The 20,094-nt window shown below is 44.6% G+C and carries 20 protein-coding genes; 15 read left to right on the top strand and 5 right to left on the bottom strand.

Going from position 1 to position 20,094, the window contains the following annotated elements; genetic code table 11:
* Nucleotides 1-1,629, top strand: coding sequence for an ABC transporter transmembrane domain-containing protein (locus LY387_RS08165; protein WP_234496019.1), 1,629 nt, complete (start codon nt 1-3; stop codon nt 1,627-1,629).
* Nucleotides 1,626-3,770, top strand: a complete 2,145-nt coding sequence (locus LY387_RS08160; protein ID WP_234496018.1) for an ATP-binding cassette domain-containing protein — start codon at nt 1,626-1,628, stop codon at nt 3,768-3,770. The genes LY387_RS08165 and LY387_RS08160 overlap by 4 nt, the downstream gene beginning before the upstream one ends.
* Before the next feature lie 25 nt (nt 3,771-3,795).
* On the opposite strand, the gene LY387_RS08155 is transcribed toward LY387_RS08160, so the two are convergent.
* Nucleotides 3,796-4,152, bottom strand: coding sequence for a hypothetical protein (locus LY387_RS08155; RefSeq protein WP_234496148.1), 357 nt, complete (start codon nt 4,150-4,152; stop codon nt 3,796-3,798).
* 259 nt (nt 4,153-4,411) lie between these two features.
* On the opposite strand from LY387_RS08155, the gene ccoN reads away from it, so the two are divergent.
* The 10 genes from ccoN to uspE all read left to right on the top strand — a co-directional run bounded on the left by ccoN (nt 4,412) and on the right by uspE (nt 13,383).
* On the top strand, nt 4,412-5,839 hold the full coding sequence (gene ccoN / locus LY387_RS08150) for a cytochrome-c oxidase, cbb3-type subunit I (protein ID WP_042473011.1): 1,428 nt from the start codon (nt 4,412-4,414) through the stop codon (nt 5,837-5,839).
* Between the two features lie 11 nt (nt 5,840-5,850).
* Nucleotides 5,851-6,471, top strand: a complete 621-nt coding sequence (ccoO, locus tag LY387_RS08145) for a cytochrome-c oxidase, cbb3-type subunit II (protein WP_006074497.1) — start codon at nt 5,851-5,853, stop codon at nt 6,469-6,471.
* Between the two features lie 10 nt (nt 6,472-6,481).
* Nucleotides 6,482-6,658 carry a cbb3-type cytochrome oxidase subunit 3 gene (locus tag LY387_RS08140; RefSeq protein WP_128648508.1) on the top strand — a complete coding sequence of 59 codons (177 nt, stop codon included), beginning with the start codon at nt 6,482-6,484 and terminating at the stop codon, nt 6,656-6,658.
* Entirely contained in the window at nt 6,658-7,632 is a 975-nt protein-coding gene (ccoP, locus tag LY387_RS08135; RefSeq protein WP_128648507.1) for a cytochrome-c oxidase, cbb3-type subunit III, read from the top strand. Before LY387_RS08140 ends, ccoP begins: the two co-directional genes overlap by 1 nt.
* 89 nt (nt 7,633-7,721) lie before the next feature.
* On the top strand, nt 7,722-8,201 hold the full coding sequence (locus LY387_RS08130; RefSeq protein WP_042473006.1) for a FixH family protein: 480 nt from the start codon (nt 7,722-7,724) through the stop codon (nt 8,199-8,201).
* Nucleotides 8,202-8,204: 3 nt separating this feature from the next.
* Complete coding sequence (locus LY387_RS08125; protein WP_234496017.1) at nt 8,205-10,574, top strand: heavy metal translocating P-type ATPase; 2,370 nt, start codon at nt 8,205-8,207, stop codon at nt 10,572-10,574.
* A 1-nt stretch (nt 10,575) separates the two neighbouring features.
* Nucleotides 10,576-10,779 (top strand): cbb3-type cytochrome oxidase assembly protein CcoS, encoded by a 204-nt coding sequence (gene ccoS, locus LY387_RS08120; protein ID WP_234496016.1) that lies wholly within the window; start codon nt 10,576-10,578, stop codon nt 10,777-10,779.
* Nucleotides 10,769-11,443, top strand: a complete 675-nt coding sequence (locus tag LY387_RS08115; protein ID WP_234496015.1) for a sulfite exporter TauE/SafE family protein — start codon at nt 10,769-10,771, stop codon at nt 11,441-11,443. The genes ccoS and LY387_RS08115 overlap by 11 nt, the downstream gene beginning before the upstream one ends.
* Before the next feature lie 91 nt (nt 11,444-11,534).
* Nucleotides 11,535-12,281 (top strand): FNR family transcription factor, encoded by a 747-nt coding sequence (locus LY387_RS08110; RefSeq protein ID WP_042472995.1) that lies wholly within the window; start codon nt 11,535-11,537, stop codon nt 12,279-12,281.
* Nucleotides 12,282-12,438: 157 nt separating this feature from the next.
* The gene (gene uspE / locus LY387_RS08105; protein WP_042472992.1) at nt 12,439-13,383 is read left to right on the top strand and encodes a universal stress protein UspE; all 945 of its coding nucleotides are present in this window, start codon (nt 12,439-12,441) and stop codon (nt 13,381-13,383) included.
* Between the two features lie 205 nt (nt 13,384-13,588).
* On the opposite strand, the gene ttcA is transcribed toward uspE, so the two are convergent.
* The 4 genes from ttcA to LY387_RS08085 all read right to left on the bottom strand — a co-directional run bounded on the left by ttcA (nt 13,589) and on the right by LY387_RS08085 (nt 16,964).
* Nucleotides 13,589-14,482: a tRNA 2-thiocytidine(32) synthetase TtcA gene (gene ttcA / locus LY387_RS08100; RefSeq protein ID WP_128648504.1), complete on the bottom strand. Its 894-nt coding sequence runs from the start codon at nt 14,480-14,482 to the stop codon at nt 13,589-13,591.
* A 168-nt stretch (nt 14,483-14,650) separates the two neighbouring features.
* Complete coding sequence (locus LY387_RS08095; RefSeq protein ID WP_234496014.1) at nt 14,651-15,307, bottom strand: DUF2987 domain-containing protein; 657 nt, start codon at nt 15,305-15,307, stop codon at nt 14,651-14,653.
* 21 nt (nt 15,308-15,328) lie between these two features.
* The gene (locus LY387_RS08090) at nt 15,329-16,123 is read right to left on the bottom strand and encodes a glucosaminidase domain-containing protein (protein WP_234496013.1); all 795 of its coding nucleotides are present in this window, start codon (nt 16,121-16,123) and stop codon (nt 15,329-15,331) included.
* Nucleotides 16,116-16,964, bottom strand: a complete 849-nt coding sequence (locus tag LY387_RS08085; protein WP_234496012.1) for a hypothetical protein — start codon at nt 16,962-16,964, stop codon at nt 16,116-16,118. The genes LY387_RS08090 and LY387_RS08085 overlap by 8 nt, the downstream gene beginning before the upstream one ends.
* A gap of 275 nt (nt 16,965-17,239) precedes the next feature.
* On the opposite strand from LY387_RS08085, the gene potA reads away from it, so the two are divergent.
* From potA to potC, 3 genes are read left to right on the top strand one after another with little or no spacing between them, the layout of a single operon-like run.
* A complete protein-coding gene (gene potA, locus LY387_RS08080; protein ID WP_234496011.1) occupies nt 17,240-18,409 on the top strand; it encodes a spermidine/putrescine ABC transporter ATP-binding protein PotA in 1,170 nt (389 codons plus the stop codon).
* Nucleotides 18,393-19,250: a spermidine/putrescine ABC transporter permease PotB gene (potB, locus tag LY387_RS08075; protein WP_042472986.1), complete on the top strand. Its 858-nt coding sequence runs from the start codon at nt 18,393-18,395 to the stop codon at nt 19,248-19,250. Before potA ends, potB begins: the two co-directional genes overlap by 17 nt.
* Complete coding sequence (gene potC / locus LY387_RS08070) at nt 19,250-20,020, top strand: spermidine/putrescine ABC transporter permease PotC (RefSeq protein ID WP_042472982.1); 771 nt, start codon at nt 19,250-19,252, stop codon at nt 20,018-20,020. Before potB ends, potC begins: the two co-directional genes overlap by 1 nt.
* Nucleotides 20,021-20,094 lie beyond the last annotated feature (74 nt).

The raw sequence follows: 20,094 nt of genomic DNA, 5'->3' as shown, positions 1-20,094 counted from the left end.
ATGAGAAACGAACACTTCACACAAAGAATCACAGCAGCAGATACCTTGTATCTGACGTTTTCGACAGTAATGTCGACGCTGTTTGCATTAGTGCTGCCTTTCTCAATCTTGATTATTTTCGACCGAGTGCTTCCCAATCAAGCCAAGGACACCCTATCCCTGCTATTCGCGATAATACTCGTTGCGATATTTCTTGATTACTTGCTCAAAAAACAAGAGGAAGTGATTACCTCAACCTTAATGAAAGACTTTGAAAGTGATTTAACGAATCGGGTGTTTAAATCTGTCTGTTTAGCCGAAATTAGTAAGTTTAATCGTTTAGAGCCAGGTCAGTATCTTGAGCGTATTTCTACGATCCCTGAAATCAAAAGTTTCTTTGGTGGCGAAACTGTACGAGCTGCTATTAATGCGGTTGTCAGTGTTATCACAATCATCATCATTGGACTCATTAACTTAGGAGCCGGTTTAACTCTTATAGTGGCATCTCTTGTGCTCTACTACGCTGCACGTCGAATCTCAGACAAAAAGATACAGACTTTGGAAGAAAAGTCAGAAATAGAAGGGCTCACCAACTCAAAGATTATTGAGATTGTCTCTAGTCCATTGGACAACAAAAGTCGAACCATGGAATACCGCCTAGAAAGCCTGATGACAGAAATGGTTCGGGTTCGAGAGAAGAAAAACATCGAGTATGAAAACCTAGAGTCCGAGTTCAACCTAGTACTCGCGCTTATCCAGCAGCTTTCTATAGCCTGTGTTGTTGTCCTGCTCGCGGTTTCCGTGATAAACCTCGAGGCCAGTCAAGGTGTGATGGCCGCCATCATTATGCTGACAAACCGATACTTTGCTCCCTATCAGCAAGTAATGAGAACCATAGGCCGTTGGAAGCTCAATAAACTCCACATCGAGAATGTTACTGAGCTTTTAGAGCTAGAGTACAAACAGCAAAGAGATGTGAACACCCCCACTGAATCAGATTTTAAACTCATGCCTATCCAAGGCGTTGGGGATAATATCGAGGTCAAGCTTGCCTCTGGGCAGCGGATGCTGTTCGAGTTGGGAAAACCAACGGTCATTAAAGGTAACTCTGGAACAGGCAAGAGTCATATTACTCGATGCCTGACGCGTGATATTGTTTGCGACTCTTCGCAAATATTGGTGAGTGGCAGACCACTGGAAAGCCTTCACTATCACCTATGGCGAGAGGCAGTACATCGTGTCGATTCGCACAGTACTTTTGTTGAGGGAACCATCATAGATAACCTCACTTGCTTTCGACCTATCCTAAATAGCGCAGCGTTCACCTTGTGTAAAAATCTTGGTATCAAGAGTGAAATTGATGCATTGACCGACGGTTTCTATACCCAGTTAACGGGTCATAAGAATGCGCCAGTCTCTCGTCAGGTTCAATACGCTTTACTGATTGTTCGCGCCATGCTGAGCCAAAAGCAAGTCTTGATTCTTGATGATATTGATACCGTGTTCGACTCAGCATTTGGTGAGCGAGTGATATCAAGCCTAGTACCAAAAGCGAATCAGCAATTTCTACTGATTGTGAGTAATAAGTTAGACAGTAAGAAATACGGTCTCAAATCGATTCGCCTGACCAACGAGATGGTGGCTGCATGAGTATACTTGTCGACTTTAACAACATCTCTGAGCGTTTACATGATTTTGAGTCTGCTCAATTTCAGGAACGATACAGTCATTCCCCTCTATTAAGAGGTTTGGCCTACACCCTGATCGCGATGGAATGGGAAGGCACGCCCGAGCTGTTATCTGATGCGTTTATACCAGGAGAGAAGGATGTAGAGGGCTTTGAGTCGACACTAACTAGATTGGGTTACCAATGCAGGACCACAAAGCAAGATAAAGCGACGTTGGAGGATATCGGCTCCCTTCATCTGCCTTGCTTTATAGAGCTAGATAAACTTGAAGCTGTGTTGATGTCTGTTGAAAATGGTCAAGGCACCCTTTTCGATTATAAAAACAATAATAGTGTGACCATCCCTCTAGAAGGAAAAGCGTTCTCTACAACAGTGATCTCCGAGTATTCGAAGCTGTTCCGTGAACCACCGCCTGAGTCTCAAGATAAGTCGAACTGGATAAAGTACGCTTTCTATCGCTACAACGATGAGTTTAAGAGTCTTGTCTTTCTCTCCTTGGTGATCAATATATTTGGTGCGTTGCAGCCCTTCTTTATTATGAGCGTATACAATTTCGCTCTAGCGTCTAGCTCTGAGCCAACGCTTTATTGGCTAACCTTATTTGCCGTGTTTCTCGGTTTTGCTGAATATGCCGTTAAGAAGGTACGCATGAATATCCTTGCCACTTCAGGTCAAGACTTAGCAGTACACATATCACGTAACGTTATTTCTAAACTATTATGGCTTCCCTACTCTATGACCTCGTCTGCTGGCGTATCGTCCCAGTTAGCGCGTCTTAAGGATATTGACCAGTTCAGAAAATTGGTCACTGCTGAAGCAACGTTAAGTTACTTTGATATGCCGTTTATCGTTATATTTATATTGGCAGTAACGATCCTTTCAGGATATGCCGCGCTGACAGTGCTCGCAGGCATATTGCTAATGATTGTTTTCTGTATCTATTCACGTTACATCTACTCTCAAGCAACCGCGAATAGTTCTCGAGCCAATGCGATGGTCTCTTATCAGTGGAATGAGTTGCTAAGAGGCATCAATACAATTCAAGGCCTCCCGCTTCTGAGAGTTATCCAGTCGCGCTTTAACGCGTCGCACGAGCAAAGCTCAAATGACGCCGCTCACGTCGCGATGACCAACAGTAAGATTCAAGCTATTGGTGGAGGGCTTATTCAAGCAATCGGTACCGCCTCTATCGTGACTGCCGTTATCACAGTGATGGATGGGAACTCAGATGCTGGTGCTATGCTGGCGACAGTCATACTGGTTTGGAAGGCGCTGGGACCTATCATGGGTATATACAACTCAATCACCAAGTTCCAAACAATAAAATCCTCGGCAGCACAGATCAATGCGTTGATGTCACTAAACGACGACAAGACTTCTCTAGAAAAAAGCCCACCTATTCGCAAATTTTATGGTGAGGTGGTTGGCAGCGGGATTACCCATCGTTATCAAGGTGCCCAAACAGGTTTGACGAATCTTGGTTTCAAGCTTGCCCCTGGCAGCAAAACTGCCATCTCGGGTCCTGCCGGTAGCGGAAAAACCACCTTACTTATGGTTATCGCAGGATTAGAAGAGCGTTATCAAGGCGCTGTCTATATCGATGGCTACAACATCAAGCAGTTCAACAACTTTCGATATCGAAAAGCCATCAACTTCATCCCATTTGATATGCATTTGTTCGAGGGGTCAATTCGCTCTAATTATGTGCTGCATAACGGCGTCGTCTCTACTGACCAGATGCTCTACACCTTTAAATTATTAGAACTTCATAAATGGTTCCCAGATGGACTAGATAGCAACCTCAATACCGAAGTACTAAAGAATATGCCGAGCGGCGTTATTCAGCGCCTGAGAATTGCGATAGGACTAGGAGATATGTCTCAGAACTTGTTCATTATCGATGAGCCTTTTGTCGGTGTAGAGAATGAACATGCGAGTTATCTGAATAGGCTATTTAGTGGTGCACTCAAGGACAAGACGGTGGTTTATACAACAATGGATCCAGCGTTGATCACAAGCTCTACTCATTGTCTGCTACTTGAACCAGATGGTAACCAAAAATACTTTGGCCTCCCGGACAAAGTCATGGCTACCATGGGCTAAAGATTGCAATAGATATCCGACCTGGTTAATGATATTGAACTAGGACAGATTCACCATTTCTGTCGGTAACTTTGATCTCTGCTGGAAGATTCAACCCTTTAATTGTCGATTCTTTAGACGATTCATTTAACACAGTCTCAATATTTTGGACGTCAATTGTTAAATCTTTTGATTTTGTGACGCTTAGCACTTTTGAATCACCTTGATACAAAAATGTGATGGTTTTTTCCCCAACACTTACCGCGCAAGGCTTATTTGCCTCACAGTTGACTACTTTCCCATCAGAGTGGGTCATGGTGCGGTAGCTAAATGCCGCAATTAACACCGTCATCATGACGATTATTTGTACAAGCCTTGCTTTTGTTAGCTTCTGAGCTGCCATTGTTACGAGTTCTCCGTGTAACAAACTTCAAAGTTTTGAAATAAATGGTCAAAAACCCAACCAAGGGTAAGGTTACTACCCTGTTCTTGATTTGTTAATTGAAGTATTATTGTCGCTTGAAAATGCTACTTTTTGTTAAATCCGGCAAGAGAAGTAACGTTTTGATTAAGCGTTAGTTCTTTTGATGGGTTGGGTAGCATTACGACATGTGTCGTGTTGGAAGTAAAGTGTAGTTAATTAGAAAATTGGAAGCATGTTAATGAGCCAAGAAAAGCAGCTTGAACAAGTCTACAACTATACCGTCGTACGCCAGTTCACATTAGTGACGATTCTTTGGGGTATTGTTGGTATGGCAGTAGGTGTTTTGATTGCCGCTCAATTAGTTTGGCCACAGCTCAACTTTGATACGCCGTGGTTGACGTACAGTCGTTTACGTCCTTTGCATACTAATGCGGTAATCTTTGCGTTTGGTACCAGTGCTCTGTTTGCAACGTCTTATTATGTTGTGCAGCGTACCTGTCAAACGAGATTATTTGGAGGCCCTCTTGTCGCATTCACCTTTTGGGGATGGCAAGCAATTATTTTAGCCGCTGCAATTACTCTGCCGTTAGGTTTTACCTCTGGTAAAGAGTATGCAGAATTAGAATGGCCAATCGATATCGCTATTGCAGTGGTATGGGTGTCTTACGCTATTGTGTTCTTCGGAACGCTCATCAAGCGTAAAACGTCACATATCTATGTAGCGAACTGGTTCTTTGGTGCGTTCATCATCACCGTCGCTGTTCTTCACATTGTGAACAGCATGGCAATTCCTGTATCGATGGGTAAATCTTACTCCGTCTATTCAGGCGCTGTCGACGCGATGGTTCAATGGTGGTATGGCCATAACGCGGTAGGTTTCCTTCTTACAGCCGGTTTCTTGGGTATGATGTACTACTTCGTACCGAAGCAAGCTGAACGTCCTGTTTACTCTTACCGTCTATCGATCGTTCACTTCTGGGCGCTTGTCTCTCTGTATATCTGGGCTGGTCCTCACCACCTACACTATACAGCTCTACCAGACTGGACTCAGTCTCTAGGTATGGTGATGTCTTTGGTCCTATTCGCACCTTCTTGGGGTGGTATGATCAACGGTATCATGACGCTGTCTGGTGCTTGGCATAAGCTGCGTTACGACCCAATTCTTCGTTTCTTGATCGTTTCTCTATCGTTCTACGGTATGTCAACGTTCGAAGGTCCGATGATGTCTATTAAGACAGTTAACGCACTATCTCACTACACAGACTGGACAATCGGTCACGTACACTCGGGTGCTCTAGGTTGGGTTGCGATGGTATCTATCGGTTCTGTTTACCACCTAGTACCTCGTCTATTCGGTCAAGAGCGTATGTACTCTGTCGGCCTTATCAATACCCACTTCTGGCTAGCAACTATCGGTACCGTTCTGTACATCGTTGCGATGTGGATCTCTGGTGTAATGCAAGGTCTAATGTGGCGTGCAGTTAACTCGGACGGTACGCTAACTTACAGCTTCGTTGAATCTGTACAAGCGTCGTACCCGTTCTACTTCGTTCGTTTTGTTGGTGGCTTCATCTTCTTAGCGGGTATGTTCTTAATGGCATACAACACGTATAAGACAGTAACAGCAACCAAAGGTAGCTTGAAAGCTATCCCTCAACCGGCTTAAGGAGATTAAAGATGAGCTCAAACTCTAACAATCGCCATGAAGTCGTTGAACGTAACGTTGGCTTACTGGCTATCTTAATCGTATTTGCAATCAGCTTGGGTGCACTTGTTGAAATCACACCGTTGATTTTCCAAAAGCAAACCACTGAACCTGTGAAAAACCTACGTGCGTACAGCGCACTGGAAATGGAAGGTCGCGATATCTACATTCGTGAAGGTTGTAACGTATGTCACAGCCAAATGATCCGTCCTTTCCGTTCAGAAACTGAGCGTTACGGTCACTACTCTGTGGCTGGTGAAAGCGTTTGGGAACACCCGTTCCTATGGGGTTCTAAGCGTACTGGTCCAGACCTCGCCCGTGTAGGTGGACGTTACTCTGATGAGTGGCATCGTGTTCACCTAATCGATCCTCGCGAGTTGGTTCCTGAATCAAACATGCCAGGTTTCCCTTGGCTAGAGGAAAACGTACTGGATGGCAAATTGACACAGAAGAAACTAGAGATCTTCCGTAACCAGTTTGGTGTTCCATACACGGATGAGCAAATCGCAAACGCATCTAAAGACGTAGAAGGTAAGACAGAGATGGATGCCATCATTGCTTATCTTCAATCTTTAGGCCATGCGATGAAATAAGGAGGGGCTTATGGATATCGGTACTATTCACAGTATTTGGACCATAGTTTTGTTCGTTAGCTTTTTTGGTGTTGTGTGGTGGGCCTTTGGCAAAAGCCGCAAAGCACGATTTGAAGAAGATGCAAACTTAGTGTTTGCAGACGAGCAGAAGGAACCTACCTCCGAAGAAAAAGGAGTGACTAAGTAATGACTACATTCTGGAGTCTATGGATTATTGTCATCACAGTCGGTACGTTGCTTGGTTGTGCAGCCATCCTATATTGGTGTGTTCGCGACAAAATGGGTGTCGAAGAAGGTGAAGATATGGGGCACGAGTACGATGGTATTCGTGAACTGAACAACCCACTGCCTAAGTGGTGGACTTATTTGTTCGTTGGTACATTTATCTTCGCAGCTATATACCTTGCAATGTACCCTGGACTGGGCAACTATAAAGGCTTACTAGGTTGGCAAAGTTCTGACCAAACAGTACGTTCAATTGAAGAGTCAAAAGCCTCAATCGCCGCTGCGCAGCAAAACAAAACGCTTGTCCAGTATGCGAAAGAGCTTGATGATGCAGAAGCGTACTTTGGCGAAGCATTTAACCGTCTAGCGAAGACATCGGATGGAGCACTGCGCCCTATCCCTGAAATTGCAGCTGACAGTGAAGCAATTAAAGTAGGACAACGTCTGTTCCTACAAAACTGTTCACAATGTCACGGTTCTGATGCTCGTGGTCAAACTGGCTTCCCTAACCTAACGGATGACGCTTGGTTGTACGGCGGTGAGCCTGAAGCTATCGTCACTACGGTTATGCAAGGTCGCATTGGTCAGATGCCTGCGTGGAAAGAAGCGCTAGGTGAAGATGGTGTTCGTGAAGTAGTTAGCTACACACTTAGCCTATCTGGTCGTAAAGTGAACGCGCGTGAAGCTGAAGCGGGTAAAGCACGCTTTGTAGTTTGTGCTGCGTGTCACGGTACTGATGGTAAGGGTAACCCTGCTGTTGGTGCCCCTGACCTTACTGACCAAGTTTGGTTGTTTGGCGATTCTCGTGCCGCCGTTACAGAGACTGTAATGAACGGTCGTTCTGGTGTAATGCCAGCATGGAAAGACATTTTAGGTGAAGAAAAAGTACAGCTAGTATCAGCGTACGTTTGGAGCCTAAGTAATTCCGACAAATAAGTAACATTTCAATAACAGCCCCTTGTAAGGGGCTGTCTTTTCTAGAAAAATTATAATTTCTTTCTTAGTCAGTTGTTGAGAACTTTTTTATGATAAAGCCTTGGTATAAACAATTTTGGCCGTGGTTCCTGATCGCGTTGCCGCTAGTCGTTGTGATTGCTACCTTCTACAGGATTTCCCTGTTGATGGACAACAAAGTTAACCTTGTTGCTGAGGATTATTATAAAAAAGGTAAGGGAATTAACGTCGACCTAACCAAGATTAATGTCGCTAAAGAAATGGGGTTAAATGCGACCGTTTCATCATCGGGCGACACGATTCTTATTACCCTTCAAAAAGGTCAGCTACCCCACTTTCCTGCTCTAACTGCTACCTTTACACACCGCACATTACCAGATAGAGACTTCGAAAAACTGCTTACTGCCGATGCTCGAGGTACGTATCGTCTTGTGCTTGATCATGAAGTGCAAGGGCCATGGTTTGTAGAGCTTCAGCCACATGACCAAGCATGGATGGTGCAAGGACGAGTCACTTTCCCAACTGAAACCGATGTAGTGTTGTTAGATTAGATTATGTGTAAGACGTGTTATCACTGCGGTGAAGATGTACCAGCCAACACGAACTTCAGCGTAGATATCTTAGGAGAGCAGCGGGACATGTGTTGTCCTGGCTGCGAAAGCGTGGCTCAAACCATCGTTGATAGCGGCCTTGTGTCCTACTATCAATATCGAACGGCACCTGCCGAGAAAGCAGATCTCGTTCCAGAACAATTGCGGTCATTAATTCATTACGACAACGAGGACGTACAAGCCGAGTTTGTGAGGAACCACGAGGACACAAAAGAAGTGACGCTGTCACTAGAAGGTGTTTCCTGTGCCGCCTGTGCTTGGTTGATTGAAAAACGAATGACAGTAGAGCCGGGTGTTGTCTCTATACGCGTAAACACCACGACTAATCGGGCTTTGCTTCAGTGGGATAAAACCAAGACGCAACTTAGCCAACTCCTCTCTTCTATTCACGCCCTTGGCTATAAAGCCGCACCTTTCGAGGCAGATAAGCAAGAAGCGGCTTACCATGCGACCATGAAGCAATATCTATATCGATTAGGTATTGCGGGCCTTGCAACCATGCAGGTCATGATGCTTGCCGTTGCCCTGTATCTTGAAGTGTTCGGTGATTTAGAACCTGAATTCAAAAACTACTTCCGTTGGGTTAGTTTGATCTTTGCTACGCCGGTTCTTTTGTATTCTGCGCTACCCTTCTACATCAATGCATGGCGCAGTATTAAAGGTCGTACGCTTGGGATGGATGTCCCCGTCTCCATTGCGTTGATCCTCGCTTACGTCGCTAGCCTTGTTGCGACGGTGGCAGAAAAAGGCGAAGTGTTCTTTGAATCGATTTCTATGTTCACCTTTTTCTTATTGGTTGGACGTTATTTGGAAATGCGTGCTCGCCGTAAAGCTGCGGCGGCAAGTGGGAACTTACTAAAGCTTATTCCCGCTATCGCCAATAAACTTAATGGCGACCAAGTTCCGGTAAAATCTCTACAGATTGGTGATCAGATTAAAGTCCTACCCGGAGAACATATTCCAGCAGACGGCGTTGTGCTTAATGGTCGTATTCATATCGATGAATCTATGCTTACGGGTGAGTCGCTACCTGTCGTAAAAAACAAAGACGACTTTGTTTATGCAGGTACGCTCAATGGAGACGAAGCATTTGATTTAGAGGTGCGTTCAACTAAAGCAGATTCGATGATCTCCAGCATCGTTCGCTTGCAAGATGAAGCTCAGCTTAGTAAGCCTAAAATCGCTGAGATCGCGGACATTGTTGCCCGCTACTTCGTTGCCATTATCCTAATCATAGCGGCCGGCACCTGGTTCTTCTGGCATCAAAGCAAACCAGATGATGCATTCTGGATAATGCTATCTGTATTGGTCGCGACGTGCCCTTGTGCCTTATCTCTTGCGACCCCTACCGCAATTACGTGTTCGAGCTCGAGAATGGGCACCCTTGGAATCTTATCGCGACGCGGTCATGTCTTCGAAACGCTGTGTAAGGTAAATCATTTGGTGGTCGATAAAACCGGTACATTGACGCATGGTGATATTGAGATTGCTAAAACGACTGTTCTGGGTGAGTTTGAAGAAAGTCAGTTGCTGAAAATTGCCGCCTCCATTGAGAGCCATGCAAACCACCCTATTGCGCGTGCATTCAAACCTTATCTAGACCGAAATATAGAAGTCAGCGACGTCGAGAATGTTATCGGCTCCGGTCTTAAAGGAATGGTGGATTCTGACTCTGTGAAGATAGGTAATGCGCTTTTTGTATTAGGCAGAGAAGATGACGCTCGAAACAGTGTTTATATGTCAATAAATAACACACACGTTGCAACCTTCGAGTATCGCGATCCCATTCGTAAAGAAGCGGCAGACTTTATCAACAAAATGCGTGCAGCTGGCGTTAAGACAACGCTATTAACCGGTGACACGTTGGCAAATGCCAAGCCTGTAGCTGATAGTGTTGGTATTGACAATGTAGTTGCTAGTGCTTCTCCGAGCGACAAGCTTGATTATTTGAAGTCTTTGGATAGCTCAGACGTAACAATGATGATTGGTGATGGCATTAACGATGCGCCTACTTTAGCCGGGGCTCACCTCTCTATTGCGATGGGGGGTGGTACGGACGTAGCAAAAGCGTCTGCCGATTTGGTACTGCTAGGCGACCGACTCGATAAGATTTTGACAGCCCGCGAACTTGCTTTAAGAACTCGCAAGATTATTCGAGAGAACCTTGCGTGGTCTCTAGGGTATAATCTTCTCATTCTACCGCTCGCGGTTGCCGGCCTGGTTGCACCTTACATTGCTGTAGTCGGCATGTCTGGTAGTTCAATTATCGTGGTGTCAAACTCGCTACGCTTGCTAAAAGAAGAAGGTAAGTAACGTGGAAAGTATCTATATCCTCATCCCCATTGCTATTGTACTAGTGTGCGTAGCGGTCGCGATCTTCTTGTGGGCAGTGAAAAGCGAGCAGTTTGAAGATTTAGAACGCCAGGGTCACAACATCTTGTTTGATGAAGAGACTGAGGCTACGCATCAACAGCGTAAGAAAGAGAAGACCAAAGAAGGAAACGAGAGTGAATCTTGACCTCCTCGGTGCCTTTACTGTCGGCCTTCTAGGTGCTGGTCATTGTATGGGGATGTGTGGAGGAATAGCTTCGCTACTTTCCATAGGACAATCGAATAAAACCCCTGCTGCACTTATTGTTAATTACAACCTTGGCCGTTTGCTAAGTTATGCATTCATAGGTAGTGTGGTAGGTGGAACGATTGCAGGGATTGCATCGCTTTCTCAGTTTAATCATGCACTTGCATTTGTTCGTATCATCGCCGCATTCTTTATGGTGCTGCTCGCATTTTATGTCGGGCGATGGTGGAACGGTTTGCTCATGGTTGAAAAATTGGGACAGTCGCTATGGAAGCGAGTCTCACCTATTGCGAACAAACTACTTCCTCTAAAACATAGCGCCTATGCGATACCCTTTGGTTTTCTATGGGGCTGGCTGCCTTGCGGCCTTGTATACTCCGTTTTAACTTGGGCCGCAGTGTCGGGAAGCGCGTTCGGTGGAGCGGCCACAATGCTGGCGTTTGGCTTGGGTACCCTACCCGCTATGCTACTTGTTGGCACTAGCGCTACAAAATTAAAATCCCTGCAAAATTCACTCATTTTCCGCAACATCGCTGCTGTTTCGATACTTGTTTATGGCATATATACAGGTTACGAATCAGTGATGATTTTTAGCGCAAACTAATAGATGATTGTTTTATCATTGATTTTTTAGCTACCCTTTGGGGGTAATGAATGATAAAATCTTGATGTACATCAAATAGTGAAAGGTTGTTATGATTTCTGAAAAGCCTGTAGCAAAACGTATTCAGTCTGGTGGCTGTGCCATTCATTGCCAAGATTGTAGTATCAGTCAGCTTTGCATCCCCTTTACTCTCAACGAATCTGAACTTGATCAGCTCGATCAGATCATTGAGCGTAAGAAACCAATTCAAAAAGGTCAGGAGCTATTTAAAGCTGGTGATGAACTAAAATCTTTGTACGCCATTCGCTCAGGGACAATTAAGAGTTACACAATCACAGAGCAAGGTGATGAGCAGATTACTGCATTCCACCTAGCAGGTGATTTAGTGGGCTTCGACGCAATTACTGGTGATGAGCACCCTAGTTTCGCTCAAGCGCTTGAGACATCGATGGTGTGTGAAATCCCTTACGAGATTTTAGACGACCTATCTGGAAAAATGCCAAAGCTTCGCCAACAGATCATGCGTCTGATGTCGAATGAGATTAAGGGTGACCAAGAAATGATTCTGCTTCTTTCTAAGAAGAATGCAGAAGAACGTTTAGCGGCATTCCTATACAACCTTTCAACGCGTTTCTCTCAACGCGGTTTCAGCCCAAGAGAGTTCCGCTTGACGATGACACGTGGTGATATCGGTAACTACCTAGGTTTAACGGTTGAAACTATCAGCCGCCTACTGGGTCGCTTCCAAAAGTCAGAAGTGCTCAGCGTAAAAGGTAAATACATCACTATCATTGATCATGATGCTTTGATGGAAATGGCTGGCGTTTCTAAAGAATAGATACGTTATTCATTTCAAACTCATAATCCTTTCCTAAGTGGCTCTATAATGAGCCACTTCAAATTTCTCCCTCCCTGTTTTCGAATTTTTCTAAAAAGATTCATAGATTTGCGCTAAAGTTATTATAGGTAATAGCCCATATAGGTAGGGAGTATCTATGAGCATCTACAGTAAAATCCTCGTCGTTGCGAACCTTAATAGCGATGAGCAACCTGCCCTTGCTCGTGCGGTTCAACTTGCTAAGAAGAGTAAATCTAGGAGCCACATTTCTTTCTTCTTATCTATTTACGACTTTTCCTATGACATGACCTCTATGTTGTCTCACGAAGAACGTGACGCAATGAGACGTGGCGTAATTCACCAGCGGGAAGAGTGGATGAGGAACGTGGCAAAGCCATTCCTCGATGACAGTTTTGATCTTGATGTCAAAGTTGTTTGGCACAACCGCCCTTATGTGGCGATTGTTGAAGAAGTGTTTGAAGGTCAAAAAGATATCGTTATTAAAGCGACACGTAAGCACGATATTTTGGAGTCTGTTATCTTCACCCCAACGGACTGGCACTTACTTCGTAAATGTCCGGTGCCTGTTCTTCTCGTTAAAAATGCAGACTGGCCAGAGAAAGCAAATATCGTTGCCTCTGTACATGTCGGTTCAGAAAACCCCACTCACATTGATCTCAATGACTGCATGGTCAAACAGCTTGATAGTTTAACCGAGCGTTTGGGGGCGACTGGCTATTTGGTCAATGCCTACCCTGTTACCCCTGCAAACATCACTATTGAACTTCCTGAATTTGACCCAGCAACCTATACAGACGCTGTTAGAGGACACCATTTAACGGCGATGAAAGCACTGCGTCAAAAACACGGTTATTCAGAAGAGCAAACCATTGTCGAACAGGGTCTACCTGAAGACATCATCCCAGATGTCGCACGACAACTCGATGCGGGTATGGTGATCCTTGGGACGACTGGACGAACTGGCTTATCCGCCGTATTCATTGGTAATACAGCGGAGCATGTGATCGATAAAATTAACTGTGATGTAATGGCACTTAAGCCTGACGGTTATATTAGCCCGCTCGACCCAAGCGAAGCCTAATAGGATTCGCTGAGCTCCATATCTCCGTCACCCCACTGGCCGCAGGGATCTACTTAACGCACGCACCAAGCCTCAAGTAGATTCCTACCTGCGCAGGAATGACACGAGAATCCGGCAAGCCAAGGTAAACTAAGCTTAAGTGCTGTGTTACCTACATAAAAAATCGCCCCTCAATGAGGGGCGTTTTCGTCAAACTAGCTGTGCACTAAACATTAGTCACATCAATAAACATGGACTCATCGATGTTTGTCGACGAAACCGTCGCCTCACTAAACTCATATTCTTCACGTGAGCCTTCACGATCCAGTGGTAGGTTCACGAAATCGAACAGTTCACGGTCAGCCAATTGGCTTGGGCTCACGTTTTGAATAGATTTAAAGATAGCTTCAACACGCCCAGGCGTCTTCTTATCCCAATCGATCAGCATCGCTTTAATTGACTGACGCTGCAGGTTCTCTTGAGAACCACATAGGTTACATGGAATGATTGGGAATTCTTTGTGCTCTGCGTATTTAATCAGATCTTTTTCACGGCAGTACGTAAGCGGGCGAATGACCACGTTACGTCCATCATCTGAACGAAGTTTCGGTGGCATCGCTTTTAGGCGAGAGCCGTGGAACATGTTTAGGAACATGGTTTCGACAATATCATCTAGGTGATGACCAAGGGCAATTTTTGTAGCGCCAATCTTCTCAGCAAAAGAATAGAGCGTACCACGACGAAGTCGCGAACACAGGCCACATGTCGTTTTACCTTCTGGAATTTTCTCTTTAACCACTGAGTAGGTGTCCTTGTCTACGATGTAGTAAGGAATGTTCAGAGTTTCGAAATAGTCTGGCAGAATGTGCTCTGGGAAACCTGGTTGTTTTTGGTCAAGGTTTACCGCAACCACATCAAACTTGATCGGTGCTGCTTTTTGAAGGTTCAATAGGATATCGAGCATCGCGAACGAATCTTTACCACCACTGATACACGCCATCACCACATCATTTTCTTCAATCATGTTGTAGTCGATAATTGCGTTGCCAACATTTCTTCTAAGACGCTTCTGAAGCTTGTTGAACTCTAGGGTTTCTTTTCTTGTATCTGTCTGATTCATCACGTGCTCTCACATTGCCGACAAAGTCGACGATAGGATTTCCTACTGGGAATTATCTGGGGCGTGGATTATACGAGCTTTTTGAGAAAGATTAAATGGTTGTTTGACCCCCTTTAGATTGGGAGTCAAACAATATGAGACAGGTGTGTGGTGAGATGGGCGTATGGTTTACTCAGCGCCAGGTAGATAAGGAAGGATTCGAATCGTTTCTCCTGGTAGGGTCATATAGCCGCCCTCTCCTATGTCGCTAAGGCGAACTTGAGCTTTACCATTTTGTAATGCTACAGAGCCACCATTTGAAAACGAAACCTTACCCTCTATATTAGGCGCAAACTCTAAAGTAATACCTTCGACATCCGGAGTGAACCAGCTAGCGAACATGCCACCTAAGTCTTCTAGCATAACTTGCATTTGAGGTAACAGTGTTTCAACTTCGCCATACGACACCTCGCCAGACATAGGTTCGGTGGTCATGACTACCATTGAAAAATCACAGCGCTGGTCTTCAGGAGTATGAACAAACACTAACGGATTCGCAGACTTAAGGTTGTTATCTAACGGTACGACAAGCTCGTTGATTGGACTTGGTGGCAATTCTTCATAATGCTCCTCTTTCTCCATCCATGCTTTTTCAATAGGACAAAGGTTTTTTGAGTCGGCGTCAACGAAGAAGAAGGCCACTTTGACATCTTCATGGCCTTCTTTGGCGTTGTTCTTCATTTGAGAATACAACTTTGAATAGGTGAACATATACTCTTGAGCTAGAGTCGGAACCGCAAAGGTTGATGCGGCCAGTCCTAAAAGGGCTAATTTTACTACTTTCATATTGTGCTTATGCTTTGATTATTATTGTGTTGTCCAGAATGGCTCATTATGTCGAATCATCGCTTGTAGGTCTTTGACGTATGCCTCACCTCGCTCTGAATATCGAAGCAATCCATTTGTTAACTCTAACGCAGCTTGCTCCGAGGTGGGATCAGCACCTTGTTCGCGAATAGATGCGCGTATGTCTCTAAGTTCTTCATACGCTCTATTACGATTAACATTCATAAAATAGCCGTGAATAGACCCTTGTGGAGAGCTAAACTTGGCAACTTCGTGTGTCATGCCTTCTGTACGTTGAAGTGGTACCAGTCCGCACCCTTTGGTGTAACACCACTGACCAAAGTAGTTATTTGCTTCTTTCGCGAATCGCGATGTTCCCCATGCAGACTCGTTAGCTGCTTGAGTCAACACAAGTGCTTCAGGAAGAACATCAACGCGCGCTAGCATTGCGTCTAGCCACTCATAATCAACGTTTGTAGGTTCTAGATTATATAGCTTACCTAGTCGCTTCGCTGTCGCCTCTTGTTCGCTCGTCAAAGCTTGTTCATCCAGAGCGTTTTTAATGGCAAGCAATCGTCTTCTTTCTTTTTCAATTCGAGCATTTTCAATGGCAATGCCAGGACGTAGATAATTAAAGAAGGTCTCTTTTTTCACGTTCACGTCTGTGATGCTTGCGATATCGGGTTTATCTTCGGTGATCGCGGGTAGCGATATCACCTCGTCATCAGCATCTTTAGATTGTTTTTCGTAGAAGAATAAAAAAGCGCTCCCCGTAAGGAGAGCGGCTAGTGACAGAAACTTATGCGACTTACGCATCAAATACCTCTGGGTTTTTGTTTGGCTTGTCGTCATTACTTGGTGGCGTTGGGTCGTTATCATCCCCATCTTGGTCGCTAGAGCCATTGTCTTCGGTAGCAACGATTTTCAACGTAATGCCAAACATTTCACGATATAGGATCCCTTTGACGTGGAAGAAGAATGGTAAAACGAAAATCAAACCGATTCCGTAAAACATAGCACCGACGATAAACATGAGTACGAGGAGTAGATAAATACCCGAAAGCACGAAAATCTTCTTATTTACTGCACGAAGCGATAGCAACAAAGATTGCAGCGGTGGCACTTTCTTCTCACAGATGAGTAGAATAGACTGACTGAACGCCAAAGAAAGGTACATCGACAAGAATGGAAAAATCATACTCACGATGCCTTGCAGCATAAGGCTAAATAAAGTCGCGATGATCACGGGAACCGTATACTGAAGCCCTTTCGCGATATGTCTTGGTTTGGTCGTAAGGCCAGCGGCATGGCTCATCGCCATTAAAGAGATCCCGGCATAAACCGGAGCGCTGACAACTTCATAGCTGAAGTTCGCGACGAAAATAGCTTGAAAAATCCCCTCGTTAAGCAAGCTTGGGTCTTGGAACCCTTGCAATATTACGGAAGGGTCACCCAGTTGCAGCTTGAGAGCGATATAGAAGATACCAAGCTGCACAACAATCAGAGCTACAATCGCAGGTGAGAAAGATAAAAAATGCTTCATCGTTTGTTGCCATGCTTCATGAAACACAGCACCAGCTTTGAGTTCGTATTTCCCTGAAATGGCGCGCTCTATTGTCCCACCTAAATTGAAGTCTCTTTCAAAGTCTTTATTCATAAGTTTTCCAAGTTACACGTTTTGCTAACGTGTGTTCTTCGTTGAAAAGGCTGCGACATTATAGCGGTAACGAGATTGTTTTATCACTGTTATCACCTTGCTTTCTAGTCTTTTTGGGTGATAATTAACCAATTGATAAGGCAAAACATTCAACTCGTTACACTATAAACCTAGTATGGTAAATAATGTTTAGTTTTACCTGCAAAATTTTTTCTGTTTCGAGATAAGAAAATGCTTTGATTTCACCCAATTGGTGATTATGATGCGCGCCTTAAATGTGTATAGCAACTGGCCGCTATATTTTTGGCCAAGGTGGAGAAAAACAGACGTTGAACGCTAAACATTCAGAAGGAACACCGGTCGTACAGCTAGCTGGTGTGAGTAAAAGTTTCGATGGTAAGGAAATCATCGCAAATCTTAACTTAAACGTTAATCATGGTGAGTTCCTCACTATATTGGGTCCTTCAGGTTGCGGAAAAACCACAGTACTTAGAATGATCGCCGGTTTCGAAACCGTCGACAGTGGAAGACTCAACCTCGACGGTCAAGATGTAACGGAAGTCCCTGCTGAACAGAGACACGTCAACACAGTTTTCCAGAGCTATGCCCTATTCCCTCATATGACCGTTTTCGAAAACGTGGCATTTGGTTTGCGTATGCAAAAAGTACCAAATGCAGAAATAGAACCTCGTGTTCTAGAAGCGTTGAAGATGGTTCGCCTAGAGAAAATGGCACAACGTAAACCGCACCAACTTTCGGGCGGTCAGCAACAACGTATCGCTATCGCTCGTGCAGTTGTTAATAAACCAAAGGTTCTGCTTTTGGACGAATCACTGTCTGCACTGGACTACAAACTCCGCAAGCAGATGCAGATCGAGCTCAAGCAGTTACAAAGACAGCTAGGTATCACTTTTATCTTCGTAACGCACGACCAAGAAGAAGCTTTGTCCATGTCTGACCGTATTATCGTGATGCGTGATGGTGTTATTGAGCAAGATGGTTCTCCTCGTGAAATCTACGAAGAACCTAAAAATTTGTTTGTTGCTCGCTTCATTGGCGAAATTAACGTGTTCAACGCGACCGCCATCGACCGTATCGATGACAAACGTATCAATGCAGAAATCGAAGGTCAGAAGAGTATTGTTTACTACGATAAAGCCTTTGAGTCTGGCGAGAAACTACAAGTTTTACTTCGCCCAGAAGACTTGCGTATCGAAGAGATCAAAGAGTCTGAAAATAAGGGTATCGTTGGTCACGTGGCAGAGCGTACTTACAAAGGTATGACTTTGGATTCTGTTGTGGAACTTGAGTCTGGCATGCGTGTCATGGTCAGCGAATTCTTCAATGAAGATGACCCAGATGTAGACCACTCGCTAGGTCAAAAAGTAGCCGTAACTTGGGTTGAAAGCTGGGAAGTGGTGTTAAAAGATGAGCAAGAAATTTAATCTACAAAACGCCATCATTACGCTGATTGTTGGTTGGTTAGTATTATTTGTGCTAATTCCGAACGTGATGATCATCGGTACTAGCTTCCTAACTCGAGATGAAGCTAACTTAATTGAGATGACGTTTACACTCGAGAACTATGCGCGTTTACTCGATCCTCTTTATGCGAAAGTGTTGTTCCACTCGTTCTATATGGCGATTGTGGCGACGCTTATCTGCTTGGTTGTTGGTTACCCATTTGCGTATATCGTGGCGAAAATGCCTGAAAAGTGGCGACCATTTATGCTGTTCTTGGTTATTGTGCCATTTTGGACCAACTCTCTAATCCGCACCTACGGATTAAAGATTGTACTGGGTACACAAGGCATCTTAAATAAGAGCTTACTGGCACTCGATATTATCGATAAGCCACTGCGTATCATGTACACAGAAACAGCGGTAATGATCGGTTTGGTCTATATTCTGTTGCCATTTATGATTCTTCCGCTTTATTCAGCGATTGAGAAACTTGATGGTACGTATATCGAAGCTGCTAGAGATCTAGGTGCCAACAAATGGCAAACATTGACTCGAGTCATTCTTCCATTGACCATGCCGGGAATCATCGGTGGGTGTTTGTTGGTGCTACTACCAGCACTTGGAATGTTCTATATTGCCGACCTATTGGGCGGCGCGAAGAACCTTCTCATTGGTAACGTGATTAAGAGTCAAATACTCAATGCTCGAGATTGGCCGTTCGGTGCTGCGACAAGTATCGCGCTTACGGCAGCGATGGCTGTCATGTTGTACGCCTACTACCGAGCAGGCAAGCTCTTAAACCGTAAAGTGGAGCTCGAATAATGGGTCGCGCTGTAAGATTTAGTTTTATGACGGTAGTGTACGCGTTCTTGTATCTACCAATCATTGTTTTGATTGCTAACTCCTTTAATGCCAACAAATTTGGTATGAAATGGGGCGGATTTACAACCAAGTGGTACGACGCACTCGTTAACAACGACAGTTTGATGCAAGCTGCATGGCACTCTCTCAACGTAGCGGTTTTCTCTGCTACCGCGGCGACAATTATTGGTAGCTTGACGGCAGTTGCCCTATTCCGCTATCAGTTTAAAGGCAAAGGAGCGGTCAGTGGTTTGCTGTTCATTGTGATGATGTCACCAGATATCGTGATGGCAATTTCACTGCTTGCGATTTTCTTGGTACTTGGCGCTCAGCTTGGCTTCTTTAGTTTGCTAATTGCTCACATCACTTTCTGTCTACCTTTCGTGGTAGTCACAGTATATAGCCGCTTAAAAGGCTTTGATGTGAAGATGCTTGAGGCTGCGAAAGACTTGGGCGCAGGTGAATGGACGATCTTGAAACAGATTATCCTGCCACTAGCAAAACCCGCTGTAGCAGCAGGTTGGTTGCTTTCGTTTACGCTATCTCTAGACGATGTCATTGTGAGCTCTTTCGTAACCGGGCCTACTTATGAAATTCTTCCATTGAAGATTTATTCGATGGTTAAGGTCGGCATTTCGCCAGAAGTGAATGCATTGGCTACACTTATGTTGATTGTATCTTTGGTACTTGTTGTTGCATCGCAACTACTTGCCAGAGAAAAAGTGAAATAATCCGCTATTTTACCGACTGGAGCAGAATGGCGTTGTCATTCTGCTCTTTTTATATCTATGCCATAACGGCAGCG

Origin of the sequence: Vibrio maritimus, assembly GCF_021441885.1 — a bacterium.
GTDB classification, from domain to species: Bacteria; Pseudomonadota; Gammaproteobacteria; order Enterobacterales; family Vibrionaceae; genus Vibrio; species Vibrio maritimus_B.
Note: the sequence above shows the minus strand (reverse complement) of the source record. Positions and strands in the feature narration are given on the sequence as shown.